Raw genomic sequence first — 15,749 nt, forward strand, 5'->3', positions numbered from 1 at the left:
ATGATCTGGAACAAATCCCGCTGCGCGCTGGCCGTGCTGCTCGCCGCCATGGCCGCTCTGCAAGGCTGCACCGACAAGGTGGCCACGGCGCCGCCGGCACTTGCCGCTTCCGCGTCGGAGCAGGCATTTACTCCCGTCACCATCGTGCACAAGCTGGGCACGACGGTGATCCAACATCGCCCGCAGAGGGTGGCCGTGCTCGACATGAACGAAGTCGATTTCCTCGACCAGCTGGGCGTGCCCGTGGCCGGCATGGTGAAGGATTATGTGCCGCATTTCCTCACGCGCTACAAGGATGACCAAGCCATCCGCGACCTGGGCGCCATCGTGCAGCCCAATCTCGAGCATATCCACGCGCTCCAGCCCGATCTGGTGCTGATGACGTCGATCCAGGCCAACCATTACAAGGAACTGAGCCAGATCGCGCCCACCTTGCATTTCGACGTGGACTACCAGAACAGCGATAGCAAGCATATCGAGGTGGTCAAGCAGCACTTGCTGACGCTGGGGCGTATCTTTGGCAAGGAAGACGTCGCCAACCTGAAAGCCGCCGAACTCGACGCCAAGGTGGCGGACGCGCGCAAAATGATCCAGGACCGTCCCGAGAAAGCACTGATCGTGCTGCACAACAATGGCGCCTTCAGCTCATTCGGCGTGCAGTCGCGCTACGGTTTTGTCTTTGATGCGCTGGGCGTGAAACCCGCCAGTTCGGCCATCGAAGCGGGCTTGCATGGCCAGCCCATTTCCAGCGAATTCATCCAGCAAGCCAACCCCGACATCATCTATGTTGTCGACCGCACGGCCGTGATGGAGCACCGCCCCGTCATGACGGCCGAACAGATGGCCAATCCGCTGCTGCGCCAGACCATGGCCTGGAAGAACGGCCGCGTCGTCTTCGTCGATGCGGACGCCTGGTACATCACGGCGGCCAGCGTGACGTCGCTGAAACGGGTGATTGACGACGTGCTCAAAGGTTATCAATGATATTTTCGTAATGATTCGTATTTAGATTGAGGGTTTTGCCTTTTCGTTCGGGAGATAGGGTGAGAACAAGCAATCATCCCATCTGAAAGGATTTACTGTATGACACACCGCATGGCAACGCGCCACCTTCCCGCCTTGAATCTGAGCCGCATCGCCACCGCCGTGCAACTGGCGCTCATCACGGGCTTGACCGTGGGGGCGCTGGGCGTGGCGGCCCCGTCAGCCTACGCGCAAGCGGGGACGGGCCCGGCCCGGCAAGCATTCAGCGTGCCGGCCGGTGCGTTGGGCTCGGCGCTCAACATTTTCGCCGCCGAGGCGGGCGTGGAATTGACGGTCGAGGCTAGCCTGCTGCAAGGCAAGAACAGCGCCGGCCTGTCCGGCAGCTACAGCGTGCCCGAGGGTTTTTACGAATTGCTGCGCGGCCACGGCTTGCAAGCCGTGCGCGAGGGCAATGGCAGCTATACGGTACGCCGCGAAGCGGCGCACAGCGCCGCCGCCGAGGCAGCCGCCACCATGCCGGCCGTGACGGTGTGGGGCAAGGGCAACATGGTGACGGATGCCTATGCCGGTGGGCAAGTAGCGTCCGGCGGCCGCGTGGGATTTTTGGGCGACAAGGATTTCATGGAAACCCCGTTCAACACCATCAGCTATACGGATAAATTCATCGAAGACCGGCAGGCGCGCGACATCACCGATGTGATTTCCGCCACCGATCCCACCGTCTTCAGCAGCGGCATGACGGGCATCATCGGCGAGAATTATTCGATACGGGGCTTCAGCTCGAATATCGGCGACGTCGCGTTTGGCGGCCTGTACGGCATCTCGCCCTACTACCGCACCTCGCCTGAAATGTTCGAGCGCATCGAGGTGCTGAAGGGACCGTCAGCATTGCTCAATGGCATGCCACCGGGCGGCTCGGTAGGCGGCAGCATCAATCTCGTGCCCAAGCGCGCGGGCGATACGCCGCTGGCGCGCGTGACGGCATCGTACATGTCGGACGCGCAATGGGGCGGCCATGTGGACTTGGGTCAGCGGTTCGGCGAGCATAAACAATTCGGCATCCGCGTCAACGGCGTCTACCGCGATGGCGAGGGCGCCATCGACCATCAGAAAAAGAAGACCAAGCTCGTCTCCGTGGGCCTGGACTGGCGTGGCAACGGTGCGCGCCTGTCCGCCGACCTGTACCACAGCGAGGACCGCGCCGATGGCTTGAACCGGGGCGTCAACCTGGCCCCCGGCTTGCCCGTGCCGCGTCCGCCGAAAGCGGAAACCTTGTTGAATCCCAGCTGGGCGTTCTACGATACCAAGGACAAGGGCGCCATGTTGCGCGGCGAGCTGGACCTGAACGGGCAAGTGATGGCGTATGCCGCCGTGGGCGCCAGCCGGGCCGACTACCAGTCGACGGGCGCGTACCTGATCCAGGTGTTCGACACGGCTGGCGACTACCGCACCAATCTTGCCGACCTAGGTTTTGATGTGGAAAAGCAGTCGGCGGAAGCGGGTTTGCGAGGCAAGCTGCGCACGGGCGATATCGGCCATCAATGGGCCGTCAACGCCACGTATTATCACCACACGGACAAGCAGTACGGGCGCAGAAATACCCTGGCAAAAGACTGGATCACGAATATCTATAACCCAGTCTGGGGTCCGGCGACGCGCTTCGAGGCGCCGCAAATTTCCAAGGCGGAACTCCGCCTGGCCAGTATCGGCCTGGTCGACACGCTTTCTTTTGCGCAAGACAAGGTGCAGCTGACGGTGGGCTTGCGCCGCCAGGAAGTGCTCAGCGATAACTTCAACATCAAGACGGGCGCGCGCACCTCGCGCTATGACGAAGGCGCCACCACGCCGGCCGTCGCCCTGCTGGTCAAGGCGAGCAAGACGATTTCCCTGTATGGCAATTACATCGAAGGCTTGAGCCAGGGCGCCACGGCGCCGTTGACGGCGGCCAACTCGGGCGAGGTCTTTGCGCCATACAAGTCGAAGCAGGCGGAGCTTGGCCTCAAGGTCGACCTGGGCGAGTTCGCGCATACGGTCAGCATGTATGAAATCAAGCGGCCCAGCAGCTATGTCGATCCCGTCAGCAATATCTTTTCCTTTGGCGGCGAACAGCGCAACCGCGGCATCGACTGGGGCTTCTTCGGTTCGCCCCTGCGCGACGTGCGCCTGATGGGCGGCGTGGCGTATGTCGATCCGGTCTTGAGCAAGACGCCGGGTGGCGCCAACCAGGGCAAGCAGGCAACGGGCGTGCCCAAACTGCAAGCCAAGCTCGGTGTCGAATGGGATACACCCGCCATCCCCGGCGTGACCCTGACGGCGAATGCGACGGCGGCATCGAAGCAATACATCAATGCCGACAATTCGATGTCCGTGCCGGGCCGTACCGTGTTTGATCTGGGCGCCCGCTATGCGACGAAGGCGGCGGGCCGGCCGTTGACCGTACGCGCCAGCGTGACGAACGTCGGCAACAAGGCATACTGGGCGTTGCCGCAATGGACCAGTCTGGGCCTGGGCGCGCCGCGCACGGTCATGCTGTCGGCCACGACGGAGTTTTAAGCCGTCTTGTTGCTATTCGTCCGCGCCCCGCGCCAGGCTGTCCGAGCGCCGCCACGTCCACATCAGGCCGATGCCGGCCGAGGTGCCGCTGTTCTGGCGCAGCAGGGGGCTGGCGCGGTTGGCGGCGCCTGAGTAGTTGTCATAGCGTAAGAAGGCAAAGGCGCGCCAGTCCTGGTGCAGCCGGTACGAACCGCCCAGACCCAGCCGCGTGAGCATCAGCCCGCTCTTTGCCGCATACGCTGGCCGCTGCGCCGTGGCAAACGCGGGGCTGACGCCATAAAAATAATCGGTGATGGCAGCATTGCCCAGCACGGCGCCCAGGCTGGCGTCGACATGCCATGCCTGCTGCCCGCCTTGCAGTCCATACACGAAACGCGGCTCGAACGTGGCGCCCTGGCGGCGCAGGCCGCCGCGCGCTTCGATGACGGCGCGCAACGGTAGTTCCAGGCCCAGGCGGCTGTGCTGCGTCGGCTCGGCCAGCTTGATTTTCAGGCGCGGGCCAAATTCCACCAGGGTGCCCAGGTCGGGCATGCCGCGCCGGGCCGGCACGTCGCTGGAGCGGGCCGGCAAGGACAGGGCAAAACCGATATCGAAGTCGAGGCGGTCCGTATCGAGCAGGCGCGCGCCCACGCCCGAGCGGTCGGCGCGCAACACTTTCCCGCGATAAATCAGATAGGGCAGGGCCAGGCTGCGCGTCGAGCGTTCGCTGGCGCCGGGATAGGCGGGCGTGACGGCCGTGCCGCCAAATACGCCCGCTTCCCATAAGGGTAGCGGTGCTTCGGCGGCTTGCGCCGGCGCCATGGCGGCGGAGAAGGCACAGGCGGCCAGCAAGGTGCGGGCGGTGTTCATCGAGGAAATCCGCAAGGTTTGCCGGCCTGTAGCGATTCCAGCGCCTTGTCGCTGAGGGCGCTCGATTGACCGCTTTTCTTTGCCAGCGCGATGGCGCGGCTGAAATGAAAGGCGGCCGCGTCGTCGCGGCAGGCGGCGCTGGCGGCGCGCCCGGCTTCGTGGTGCAGCCGCGCCTGCCAAGCGAAATCGCCATGGCCCAGTTCGGCATTGCCAGCGGCGTCCGCGTAGTTGCGTATCGCTTGCGCCCAGTCGCCCTGGCTGGCCGCTTCCCGCGCGAACTGCTCCTGCTGCGCCGCCGTGCGCAGTTCGATTTGCGTGGCGCAGGCGCCCAGGGCCATCAGGACGAACGGCAGGACGAGGCAAGTGCGGAAGGACATGAGTGTGGACATGGCGCCACTGTAGCGCATGGGAAGGGGCGCACGTTTGCGCTGAACGCGTGAATCTGGGCTTTTTTGTAGCACTGATGACATATAATTTGCACACGACTTTGTTATCTTTGACACATCACCGAACAGGAGCACCATGTTTTCACGTAAATTTCATTCTTGTGCACAGCTGATGCTGGCTACCTTGCTGATGGGCTTTGTCGCGGCCTCGCCTGCGCGTGCGCAGCAGGCGGCCGTCAAATTGCCGAACGTGGTGATCCTGGCAACGGGCGGCACCATCGCCGGCAGCGGCGCCGACAGCACCACCACCGTCGGCTACACCTCGGCCACCGTGGGCGTCGAACGCCTGATCGCGGCCGTGCCGGAACTGAAGAAAGTGGCAAACGTAAAAGGCGAGCAAGTATTCCAGATCGCCAGTGAAAGCATGGGCAACAGCCACTGGCTGACCCTGGCCAAGCGCATCAATGTGCTGCTGGCCTCGAACGATGTCGATGGCGTGGTCGTCACGCACGGCACCGACACCATCGAGGAAACGGCGTATTTCCTGAACCTGACCGTGAAAAGCCACAAGCCGGTCGTGGTCGTGGGCGCCATGCGTCCATCGACGGCCATCTCGGCTGACGGCCCCATCAACCTGTACAACGCCGTGTTGCTGGCCGGTAGCAAGGAAGCCGTGGGCAAGGGCGTGCTGGTGGCCTTGAACGACCAGATCAATGCCGCGCGCGAAGTGAGCAAAACTAACACCTCGACGACGGATACCTTCAAGTCGCCGGAACTGGGCATGCTTGGATACATCCAGGGCAGCAAGCCTTTCTTCTACCGCCAGTCGACGCGCAAGCACACGCTGGAATCGGAATTTGACATCAGCAAGCTTGATGCCTTGCCGCAAGTGGACATCGTCTACGGCTACGCCAACATGAACCGTGTCGGCATGGACGCCTTCATCGCCGCTGGCGCCAAGGGCATCATCCACGCTGGCGTGGGCGATGGCAGCGTGGCCGCACAAATGAAGCCGGCCCTGGTGGAAGCGCGCCAGAAGGGCGTGCTGATCGTGCGTTCGAGCAGAGTCGGCCAGGGCATCGTGGCGCGCAATGGCGAAGCGAACGACGATGAACTCGACAGTGTCGTCTCCGACACCCTGAACCCGCAAAAAGCCCGCATCCTGCTGATGCTGGCCCTGACCAAAACGAATAGCACGCAAGAAATTCAGCGTATTTTCTACACGTATTAATCACTGCTACGCCACACTCAGCCTTATTGGCTCAGTGTGGCTGATTTACGCTTGCCCGCTTTGCTGCCATACTTCGCTTCTGAATAATTTCCTGACAGAAGCTGCAACACTGTCTCCGGTTCATGGCCATCCTGTCCGACATCATTCTGTATCCCATCAAATCGTGCGCCGGCATCCATTTGCGCGAGGCGGTCCTGACGCGTTCAGGGCTGATGAGCGAGCACGTGTTCGACCGCGAATGGATGGTGGTCGATGAGCAGGGCCGCTTCCTGACCCAGCGCGAACATCCGCGCATGGCGCTGATCGTGCCGTCCATCAAGGCCACCACCCTGGAATTGCGCGCGCCGGGCATGCTGCGCCTGGAAATCGAGCTGGGATTGCCGCATCCGCAACACTCGCCCATGCTCGACGTGCAAGTGTGGGACGATTGCGTGCGCGCCTACGATTGCGACGACGTCACGGCCACCTGGTTTTCCAACGCCATCGGCGTGCCGTGCCGCCTGGCGCGCTTTCACCCGGATGTGGTGCGCGCCACCAGCACCACATGGACGGACGGCATTGCCGCCGAGACCATGTTTGCCGATGGTTATCCGGTGCTGATCGCGGGCAATGCCTCGCTAGCCGACGTGAATGACAAGCTGCGCGCCGCTGGCCGTGACGCGCTGCCGATGAACCGCTTCCGCCCCAACCTCGTCATCGGCGATATCGGCGCCTTCGAGGAAGACTACGCCGACTTCCTGCAATTCGGCGCGACGGTGCTGAAACCCGTCAAGCCGTGTTCGCGCTGCCCGATTCCGTCGGTGGACCAGGCCACGGGCGTGCCCGGACCGGACCCGCTCGACGTCATGCATGGCTATCGCGCCAAGCCCGAGCTCGACGGCGCCATCTGCTTCGGCATGAACGCCATCGTCACCGAAGGCGGCGATGAGCGTATCGTGGTGGGGCAGGACATCGGTTTCGAACTGGCATTTTAAGCATGGCGCCCGCACACAAGGGTTTAAGGTTTCTATGAATCAAGCAATACCGCCGGACCCGCGCATTGCCAGCCTCGAAGCCGAAAACCAGGCCTTGCGCGCGCGCATGGCTTTCCTGCTGGAACAGGCCGAGCGCAACCACGACATCATGTGCCGCCACCAGGCGTTCGACCTGGAAATCGTCAGCGCGTCCACGTTTCCTGAATTGATCGGCACCATCTTCCGCACCTTGCCCGTGATTTCCGACCTCGACGGCGTCACTCTGAGCCTGCTCGACGAGGATGACGATATCGTGCTGGTGATGGAAAAGCTCGGCGTCGATTTCAGCGCCTTCCCGCAGTTGCTGTTCGTGCATGCCGTGGCCGAGCTGGGTTTTGCCGCACCAAAGCCCGTGGCCGAGGGCGAAGCGGCCTTGCCGCCGATGCCGCTGCTCGGTGCCTTCGATGCTGCCGTGCATGGCCCCCGTTTTCCGCAGATCGAATCGCTGCGCAGCGTGGCGCTGGTGCCCTTGCTGCGCAACAAGCGCCTGATCGGCAGCCTGAACCTGGCCAGCAGCGACGTGACGCGCTTTACGCCCGCGCTGGGCACGGATTTCGTCAAGCACATGGCGTCCATCATCGCCATTTGCCTGGAAAACGTGATCAGCAATGAAATGCTCAAATACATCGGCTTGACCGATTCCCTGACGGGCGTCTACAACCGGCGCTATATCGACCGCCGCCTGCTGGAAGAAATCGCCCGCGCGCGGCGCCAGAATTATTGCATCTCATGCATGTATATCGATATCGACCATTTCAAGCTGGTCAATGACACGCATGGCCACCAGGGCGGCGATGAAGTGCTGCGCGAAGTGGCCACGCGCATCCGCACGGAATTGCGCCGCTCCGATGCACTGGGCCGCTTCGGCGGCGAGGAATTCGTCGTGCTGCTGATCGACGCCGATCTCGACAGTGCGACCTTCGTTGCCGAACGCATCCGCGCCAGCATCGCCGGCACCATGTTCGACTTGCCGGGCAGCGCGCAGGCGTGGGTCAGCGTGTCGATCGGCGTGGCCAGCCTGGAAGCGGACGCGGCGCTGCTGCCGATTGAAACGGTGGCGCAGCAACTGGTGGCGCACGCGGACCAGGCCCTGTACCAGGCCAAGGCCGATGGCCGCAACAAGGTCGTCAGCTGGAAAGCGCAGCGCGACTGATTATTTCAACAGCAAGGTCTCGGCTTTGGCCACGGCGTCGGCCGTGCCGCGCAGCACCACCACGTCGCCGCTGGCCAGCTGCGTCTCGGGGGTAACTTCCAGGCGGCCGCGGCCGCGGCGGATGGCCGTCACAAACGCGCCGCAGCCGGCCACGTCGACCGCACTCAAGGGCAGTCCCACGCAATGCGCGTCTTCGCTGACGGTGACCGTATGCAGGCGTTCCAGCTCGGCATCATCGCCCGCGTCGCTGGAACCGTGGAAATAGCCGCGCAGCGAGGCATAGCGTTCCTCGCGCGCCGCCTGCACCCGGTGCACCACGCGGCGCAGGGGCACGCCCATCATGATCAAGGCATGTGAAGCGAGCATCAGGCTGCCTTCCATCAATTCCGGCACCACTTCGGCCGCGCCCGCCTTCTTCAACTGGTCGAGGTCGGTATCGTCGTGGCTGCGCACGATGACGGGCAGGGTCGGCGCCATTTCGTTCAGCAGATGCAATAACTTCAGTGCCGAGGGCGTGTTGGCATACGTGATCACGACGGCGCTGGCCCGGTAGATGCCGGCCGCCACCAGGCTTTCGCGCCGGCCCGCATCGCCATACGAGACGTTGGCGCCCGCCAGCTGCGCTTCCTGCACCCGTTCCGGGTCCAGGTCCAGCGCGTGGTATTCGATTTTTTCTTCCTCCAGCAGGATGGCCAGGCTTTGCCCGCTGCGTCCGAAGCCGGCGATCAGCACGTGTTTTTGCGACGCCATGGTGCGGGTGGCGATCCTGGTCAGCGCCAGCGACTGCATCATCCAGTCGTTGGCCGCCAGTTTCATGACGATGGCGTCGGACTTGGCGATGAGGAAGGGCGCCACCAGCATCGACAGCACCATCGAGGCCAGCACCACCTGCACGACGAACGGGTCCATCAGCTTGATGCCGCCAGCCAGGTTCAGCAGCACGAAGCCGAACTCGCCCGCCTGCGCCAGTCCCAATCCCGTGCGCAAGGCCACGCCGTTGCTGGACCCGAACAGCCGGGCCAGGCCCGCGATCAGGGCAAATTTCAGCAGCACAGGGGCGCATAGCAAGAGCAGGACCAGCCACCAGTTATCGAGCACCACGCGGATATTGAGCAGCATGCCGACCGTGATGAAGAACAGGCCCAGCAGCACGTCGCGGAAGGGCTTGATATCCTCTTCCACCTGGTGCTTGAATTCCGTCTCGGAAATGAGCATGCCGGCAACAAATGCGCCCAGGGCCAGCGACAGCCCGGCCCGTTCCGTGATCCACGCCGCGCCCAGGGTAATCAAGAGCAGGTTGAGCATGAACAATTCTTGCGAGCGGCGCTTGGCAACGATGGTCAGCCAGCCGCGCACCATCTTCTGGCCGATGAACAGCAGCAAGATCAGTACGACCAGAGCCTTGCCGCCGGCCCAGGCCAGGGTTTCGGCCAGGTTGTCCGAATCGCGCGTGAGGGCCGGAATCAGGATCAGCAACGGCACGACGGCCAGATCCTGGAACAGCAGGATGCCGATGATCTTGCGGCCGTGTTCGCTTTCGAGCTCGAGCCGCTCCGTGAGCATTTTCGAGACGATGGCTGTCGACGACATGGCCAGCGCGCCGCCCAGGGCGAACGCGGCTTGCCAGCTCAGGTGGATGTAGGCGGACAGGTAGCGCCCGACGAACCAGCCGAAGACGACGGTGGCGATGATGGTGGTGACCACCTGCGCCATGCCAAGGCCGAAGACGATGCGCCGCATGGCGAGGAACTTGGGCAGAGAAAATTCGAGCCCGATGGAAAACATCAGGAAGACGACGCCGAACTCGGCCAAGGTATGGCTGGCCTCGTTTTCGGCCGCCAGGCCCAGCGCATGGGGGCCGATGACGATGCCAACGGCCAGGTAGCCCAGCATGGGCGGCAAATGCAACATTCTGAAAGCGACCACGCCCAGCACGGCGCTGCCGAGTAACATCAGGGTCAGTTCAAGCGAGGAAAACATGGGTTGCCCGGTACGGTCAATGGAAATCGTTGTTTGTTGTGACTGGCAAGTTTTTTGCTTTCCTAATTCGTTTATACTTTGGGCATGAGTGTAACCCATGAAAAAACAATGCTGAAAGCTTTTGATCGAATTGACATGCAAGCGACGACCGAGCGCGCTGTCGCGCTGGCCCGCACCACCTTGCAGATCGAGTCCGACGCCATCGTTGCGCTGCACGCGCGCCTTGCCACGGACGACAGCGTGGGCCGCGCCGTGGCGCTGTTGCTGCAATGCAAAGGAAGAGTCGTCGTCTCCGGCATCGGCAAGTCCGGCCATATCGCGCGCAAGATTGCCGCCACCCTCGCTTCCACCGGCACGCCGGCCCTGTTCGTGCATCCGGCCGAAGCGGCCCATGGCGACCTGGGCATGGTCACCTCGGACGATGCTTTTATTGCCATATCGTACTCGGGCGAATCGTCCGAGCTGATGGCCATCATGCCTGTCGTCAAACGCATGGGCGGCGTACTGATTTCCATGACGGGCAAACCGAATTCCAGCCTGGCCCAGCTGGCCGATGTGCACCTGGATATTTCTGTTGAGAAAGAAGCCTGCCCACTGAACCTGGCGCCGACGGCCAGCACCACCGTCACCCTGGCCTTGGGCGACGCGATCGCCGTGGCCTTGCTCGACTTGCGCGGCTTCAAGGAAGAAGATTTCGCCCGCTCGCACCCTGGAGGCGCCCTGGGTCGCCGCCTGCTCACGCATGTGCATGACGTCATGCGCAGCGGCGAAAGGGTGCCGAAAGTGCCGGTAGAGGCATCCCTGCTGCAGGCGCTGGAAGAAATGACGAAGAAGGGCATGGGCATGACGGCCGTCGTCGACGCGGACAACCGCCCCGTGGGCGTGTTTACGGATGGCGACTTGCGCCGCATGTTCGAGCGCGTGCAGGATTTCACGCAAGTGGCGATCCGCGACGTCATGCATGCGCAGCCGCGCAGCATCGCGCCCGAACGCCTGGCCGTCGATGCCGTGGCCGTGATGGAGCAGTTCCGCATCAACCAGATGCTGGTCGTCGATGCCGACGGCAAGCTGGTGGGCGCCCTGCATATCCATGACCTGACGCAAGCGAAGGTGATCTGATGGACAGCGTAGCGGACAACCTGGCGCGCGCGGCCAAGGTCAAACTGATGATCTTTGACGTCGATGGCGTGCTCACCGACGGCAGCCTGCATTTCGGCCCCGATGGCGAGATGATGAAAACGTTTAATGTGTATGATGGCCTGGGCATCAAGCTGCTGCAGGAATCGGGCGTGCAGACGGCTATCATCAGCGCGCGCCGCTCGGCCATTACGGCACGCCGCGCGCAAGACCTGGGCATTACCCATGTGCACCAGGGCGGCCACGACAAGCTGACGCCGTTTCGCGAACTGCTGGCGCTGACGGGCTTGACGGAAGAGCAATGCGGCTACATCGGCGACGACGTCATCGATGCGCCCATCCTGAAACGCGTGGGTTTTGCCGTCAGCGTGCCGGGCGGGCGTCCGGAAGCGCAGGACCTGGCGCACCATGTGACGCAGGCCGGAGGCGGCCGCGGCGCGGTGCGCGAGATCTGCGAATTCCTGCTGCGCGCCCAGGACAACTATGCGCGCGTCATGGCGCCGTTCCTGGAGTGAGGCGCACCTTGCCGCCAGTGATATTGGAAAGAGTGAAACCCTATGCGTAAGCCAGGAGGCGCCCATCGCTGGCGCACGATTTTTACCCTGCTGGGCGCGGTTGTTGTCGCGCTGGCCAGCTTTTGGCTGCTCGAAGTGATGAACAAGAACAGCCAGGACATCAAGGCCAGCAAGCATCTGGATGAGCCCGATTATTTCATCACCAATTTCAGCCTGGTGCGCATGGATTTGACGGGTAAGCCCAGCTATATCGTGTCGGGCACCAAGCTCACGCATTATCCGGCCGACGATTCGTCCGATATCGACCAGCCCTTCGTGCGCAAGCTCACGCCCGGCATGCCGCCGTTGAACATGAATGCGGAACTGGCGCATATCGACCAGGACAATACCAGGCTGCAACTGCACCGCAAGGTCGTGATCGACCGCGCGGCCAGTCCGAAGGCGCAGAACCTGACGGTCAGGACGGAAGCGCTGACGGTGTTTCCGGACGAGGAAAGAATGGAAACGGACGTGCCTGTCGATATCCTGACGGGCACCTCGCGCCTCAATGGCATCGGCATGAAAGCCAATAACGCCACGGGCGTGGTGGAAGTGCAGAATGCGCTGCGCATGGTCCTCCCGCCGAAACCGCGCCCTGCCGCGGCGGCAAAATGACAGAATGAAACAAGGAAACCATACTATGAAGAACATCTTGCTGTTGACCGTATTTTCGCTGGCCATCATGGGCGTGGCGCATGCCGAGAAAGCCGATTCCGAGAAGGAAGCCGTCATCACGGCACGCAGCGGCCACGTCGATGACGTCAAGCAAGTGCGTACCCTGACGGGCGACGTCGTGCTGGTCAAGGGCACCCTGACCATGAAGGCGGGCCGGGCATTGATCACGGAAGACCCGCAAGGCTATCAGTTCATCACCTTCTGGGCCGATCCCGGCAAGCTGGCCACGTTCCGCCAGAAGCGCGATGGCGCGGGCGACCTGTGGGTCGAAGGCGAAGCGGAGCGCGTGGAATACGACAACAAGACGGAAGTGGTGAAACTGTTTTCCAAGGCCAAGCTGACGCGCCTGGAAGGCACGAAAGTGACGGACGTGGCCAATGGCGCCTTCATCTCGTATGACAGCCGCAAGGAAGTATTCAAGATGGAAAATTCCGACAGCGGCACCAGCACCTCCGATGGCGGCAGCGTGCGCATGGTGATCCAGCCGAAGACCAAGGCGCCTGAAGCGGAGAAAGCGCCGGCCACGCCTGCGCCAGGAAAGAAATAATGGACAATACTCGTTGCGGCAGCACCCTGATCGTTCGCGGTCTGCAAAAAACCTATGGCAAGCGGCAAGTCGTGCATGATGTCTCGCTGCAAGTCGAATGCGGCGAAGTGGTGGGTTTGCTGGGCCCGAACGGCGCCGGCAAGACCACCTCGTTCTACATGATCGTCGGCCTGGTGCCGTCGGACGGCGGCAGCATCGACATCAGCGGCGTGGACATTTCCAGCCTGCCGATCCACCGCCGCGCGCAGATGGGCCTGTCCTATCTGCCGCAGGAAGCGTCCGTCTTCCGCAAGATGACGGTGGAAGACAATATCCGCGCCGTGCTGGAAATCCAGACCGTCGAAGGCCGTCCTTTGAAGAAGGCCGAGATCGAGGAGCGCCTGGATAAGCTGCTGGCCGATTTGCAGATTGAAAAGCTGCGCGAGAACCAGGCCCTGTCCCTGTCGGGCGGCGAGCGCCGCCGCGTGGAAATCGCCCGCGCGCTGGCCACGGATCCCCGTTTCGTGCTGCTCGATGAACCGTTCGCCGGCGTCGATCCGATCGCCGTGATCGAGATCCAGCGCATCGTGCGCTTCTTGAAGGAGCGCAATATCGGCGTGCTGATCACCGATCATAATGTGCGCGAGACGCTGGGTATTTGCGACCGTGCCTACATCATCAACCAGGGCTCGGTACTGGCGTCGGGACGCCCCGACGACATCATCGCGAACGAGTCGGTACGCCGGGTCTATCTGGGCGAACACTTCCGCATGTAAGCCAATGAAACAATCATTGCAGCTGCGCACTTCGCAGCACCTGGCACTGACGCCGCAGTTGCAGCAATCGATACGCCTGTTGCAATTGTCCACCCTGGAATTGCACCAGGAACTCGAACAACTGCTGACGGACAATCCCTTGCTCGAGCGCCTCGACGATCCGCTCGACCGTTCGCTGCGCCTGCTGTCGGACGGGGCCTTGAGTTCCACGGCGGCGCCGGCCGAAGCGCCGCCCCAGCCGCCAGGCCAGGAGGCGCCCGCGGCGCCAGCCGAAGCGGAAACCTTTGACGGCGAGGCGGGCGAGGGTCCGGCCGCGGCGGATGGCGGCGACAGCGACTGGAGCGAGGCGAGCCGGGGCAAGGCGCCCGACGACGAAGATTCCCGCCCGCAACTCGAGGCCCATCACTGCACCCTGCGCGAACACCTGATGGAGCAGATGCGCGTGACGGTGCTTGAATTGCGCGACCGCGCGCTGGTCGAGCTGATCATCGACGCGCTCGACGACAATGGCTACCTGGAAGAGTCGCTCGACGACATCCTGGCGCGCCTGCCGGAAGAGCTGGAAATCGACGCCGACGAGATGCGTACGGCCTTGTCGCTGCTGCAAAGTTTCGATCCGCCCGGCGTGGGCGCGCGCAATGCGTCCGAATGCCTGGCGCTGCAGATCAAGCGCTTGCCGCACATCGCCATGGTGACGCGGCGCATGGCCCTCGTCATCGTGGAAAAGCACCTGGCCTGGTTTGCCCAGCGCGATTTCAACAAGCTGAAAAAAGCCCTCGATTGCGACGATGAAGACTTGCGCGAAGCACAGACGGTGATTCGCCAGTGCAATCCGCATCCGGGCGCCGTATTCGCCTCGGACGTGTCCGATTACGTGGTGCCCGACGTCGTCGTCAAGCGCGCGCGCAATGGCTGGCAAGTGACCCTGAACAACGACGTCATGCCGCGCCTGCGCGTCAACGCCATGTACGCCAACCTGCTTAAGCAGGGCAAGGGCGAGGGCGCCATGGGCGCACAGTTGCAGGAAGCCAAGTGGCTGATCAAGAATATGCGCCAGCGTTTCGACACGATCCTGCGCGTGGCACAGGCAATAGTAGAAAGACAAAAGAACTTTTTCTCGCACGGGGCCGTTGCCATGCGCCCCCTTGTGCTCCGTGAAATAGCTGATACACTGGGTTTACACGAGAGTACTATCTCGCGGGTAACAACTCAAAAGTACATGCTGACCCCGCACGGCATGTTCGAGTTGAAATATTTCTTTGGTAGCCACGTCGCCACCGAAGCGGGGGGCGAAGCGTCATCGACGGCGATACGGGCATTGATCGTGCAACTGACAGGAGCAGAAGACCCTAAAAATCCTTTATCCGACAGTAAGATTGCGGACATGCTGGGGGAACAAGGCATGGTGATTGCGCGACGTACTGTTGCCAAATACCGGGAAGCGTTGAAAATTCCGCCAGTGAGCCTGCGTAAGTGTTTGTAAGTTTTTTTCGGTTCCTCTGCGGGCCGGATAGGATGGACCGCACGAACCCGATCATCTTTAGGAGTGTGTATGAATCTCACCATCAGCGGACATCATCTCGAAGTGACACCAGCCATCCGTGAATACGTACAAACGAAGCTGGAACGCGTGAAACGTCATTTCGATCAAGTTATCGATATCGCCGTGATTCTGACCGTGGATAACCTCAAAGAGAAAGAAAAACGTCAAAAGGCCGAAGTCAACCTGCGTTTAAGTGGCAAAACCGTCTATGTGGAAAGCCTGGCACAAGACCTGTATGCCGCGATCGATGCCCTGATCGACAAGCTCGATAGGCAAGTGATGAAATACAAAACCAAAGTGCAAGGGCACGGTAAAGAGGCGATCAAGCATCTGCCAGACAACTCCGAGGAAGACGCCGTCGTCGCCGTTTAAGGCCACCCGCTTCCAGC

15 protein-coding genes are annotated in these 15,749 nt (G+C 62.2%); 12 read left to right on the forward strand and 3 right to left on the reverse strand.

Annotated elements, in window-relative coordinates:
* Both JAB6_RS25045 and JAB6_RS25050 read left to right on the forward strand, forming a co-directional pair.
* Positions 1 to 984, forward strand: a complete 984-nt coding sequence (locus JAB6_RS25045; protein ID WP_083292992.1) for a siderophore ABC transporter substrate-binding protein — start codon at positions 1 to 3, stop codon at positions 982 to 984.
* Between the two features lie 99 nt (positions 985 to 1,083).
* Positions 1,084 to 3,537, forward strand: a complete 2,454-nt coding sequence (locus JAB6_RS25050; RefSeq protein WP_070305328.1) for a TonB-dependent receptor — start codon at positions 1,084 to 1,086, stop codon at positions 3,535 to 3,537.
* Positions 3,538 to 3,549: 12 nt separating this feature from the next.
* Here the strand turns inward: JAB6_RS25050 and JAB6_RS25055 are convergent, their stop codons facing one another.
* Both JAB6_RS25055 and JAB6_RS25060 read right to left on the reverse strand, forming a co-directional pair.
* Positions 3,550 to 4,386 carry a MipA/OmpV family protein gene (locus JAB6_RS25055; protein WP_070305329.1) on the reverse strand — a complete coding sequence of 279 codons (837 nt, stop codon included), beginning with the start codon at positions 4,384 to 4,386 and terminating at the stop codon, positions 3,550 to 3,552.
* The gene (locus tag JAB6_RS25060; protein ID WP_139143498.1) at positions 4,383 to 4,775 is read right to left on the reverse strand and encodes a hypothetical protein; all 393 of its coding nucleotides are present in this window, start codon (positions 4,773 to 4,775) and stop codon (positions 4,383 to 4,385) included. Before JAB6_RS25060 ends, JAB6_RS25055 begins: the two co-directional genes overlap by 4 nt.
* Before the next feature lie 133 nt (positions 4,776 to 4,908).
* On the opposite strand from JAB6_RS25060, the gene JAB6_RS25065 reads away from it, so the two are divergent.
* From JAB6_RS25065 to JAB6_RS25075, 3 genes are all read left to right on the forward strand, one after another.
* Positions 4,909 to 6,003 carry a type II asparaginase gene (locus JAB6_RS25065; protein WP_034753307.1) on the forward strand — a complete coding sequence of 365 codons (1,095 nt, stop codon included), beginning with the start codon at positions 4,909 to 4,911 and terminating at the stop codon, positions 6,001 to 6,003.
* 122 nt (positions 6,004 to 6,125) lie between these two features.
* Positions 6,126 to 6,977, forward strand: a complete 852-nt coding sequence (locus JAB6_RS25070; protein ID WP_034753309.1) for an MOSC domain-containing protein — start codon at positions 6,126 to 6,128, stop codon at positions 6,975 to 6,977.
* 34 nt (positions 6,978 to 7,011) lie between these two features.
* On the forward strand, positions 7,012 to 8,169 hold the full coding sequence (locus JAB6_RS25075) for a diguanylate cyclase (RefSeq protein ID WP_034753312.1): 1,158 nt from the start codon (positions 7,012 to 7,014) through the stop codon (positions 8,167 to 8,169).
* Here JAB6_RS25075 and JAB6_RS25080 read toward each other — a convergent pair whose 3' ends face one another.
* A complete protein-coding gene (locus JAB6_RS25080; RefSeq protein WP_034753315.1) occupies positions 8,170 to 10,149 on the reverse strand; it encodes a monovalent cation:proton antiporter family protein in 1,980 nt (659 codons plus the stop codon).
* A gap of 108 nt (positions 10,150 to 10,257) precedes the next feature.
* Between JAB6_RS25080 and JAB6_RS25085 the strand changes: the two genes are divergently transcribed.
* The 7 genes from JAB6_RS25085 to raiA all read left to right on the forward strand — a co-directional run bounded on the left by JAB6_RS25085 (position 10,258) and on the right by raiA (position 15,732).
* Entirely contained in the window at positions 10,258 to 11,268 is a 1,011-nt protein-coding gene (locus JAB6_RS25085; protein ID WP_080698628.1) for an SIS domain-containing protein, read from the forward strand.
* Positions 11,268 to 11,801: an HAD family hydrolase gene (locus JAB6_RS25090; protein ID WP_046681707.1), complete on the forward strand. Its 534-nt coding sequence runs from the start codon at positions 11,268 to 11,270 to the stop codon at positions 11,799 to 11,801. Before JAB6_RS25085 ends, JAB6_RS25090 begins: the two co-directional genes overlap by 1 nt.
* A 42-nt stretch (positions 11,802 to 11,843) precedes the next feature.
* Positions 11,844 to 12,455, forward strand: coding sequence for an LPS export ABC transporter periplasmic protein LptC (gene lptC / locus JAB6_RS25095; protein WP_034753320.1), 612 nt, complete (start codon positions 11,844 to 11,846; stop codon positions 12,453 to 12,455).
* Positions 12,456 to 12,480: 25 nt separating this feature from the next.
* A complete protein-coding gene (lptA, locus tag JAB6_RS25100) occupies positions 12,481 to 13,062 on the forward strand; it encodes a lipopolysaccharide transport periplasmic protein LptA (RefSeq protein ID WP_034753322.1) in 582 nt (193 codons plus the stop codon).
* Entirely contained in the window at positions 13,062 to 13,817 is a 756-nt protein-coding gene (lptB, locus tag JAB6_RS25105) for an LPS export ABC transporter ATP-binding protein (RefSeq protein ID WP_070305331.1), read from the forward strand. The genes lptA and lptB overlap by 1 nt, the downstream gene beginning before the upstream one ends.
* A 4-nt stretch (positions 13,818 to 13,821) precedes the next feature.
* Positions 13,822 to 15,300 (forward strand): RNA polymerase factor sigma-54, encoded by a 1,479-nt coding sequence (locus JAB6_RS25110; RefSeq protein WP_034753328.1) that lies wholly within the window; start codon positions 13,822 to 13,824, stop codon positions 15,298 to 15,300.
* Positions 15,301 to 15,369: 69 nt separating this feature from the next.
* A complete protein-coding gene (gene raiA / locus JAB6_RS25115; RefSeq protein ID WP_034753331.1) occupies positions 15,370 to 15,732 on the forward strand; it encodes a ribosome-associated translation inhibitor RaiA in 363 nt (120 codons plus the stop codon).
* Positions 15,733 to 15,749: the final 17 nt, after the last annotated feature.

The sequence above is a fragment of the Janthinobacterium sp. HH104 genome (assembly GCF_001758715.1).
GTDB classification, from domain to species: Bacteria; Pseudomonadota; Gammaproteobacteria; order Burkholderiales; family Burkholderiaceae_D; genus Janthinobacterium; species Janthinobacterium aestuarii.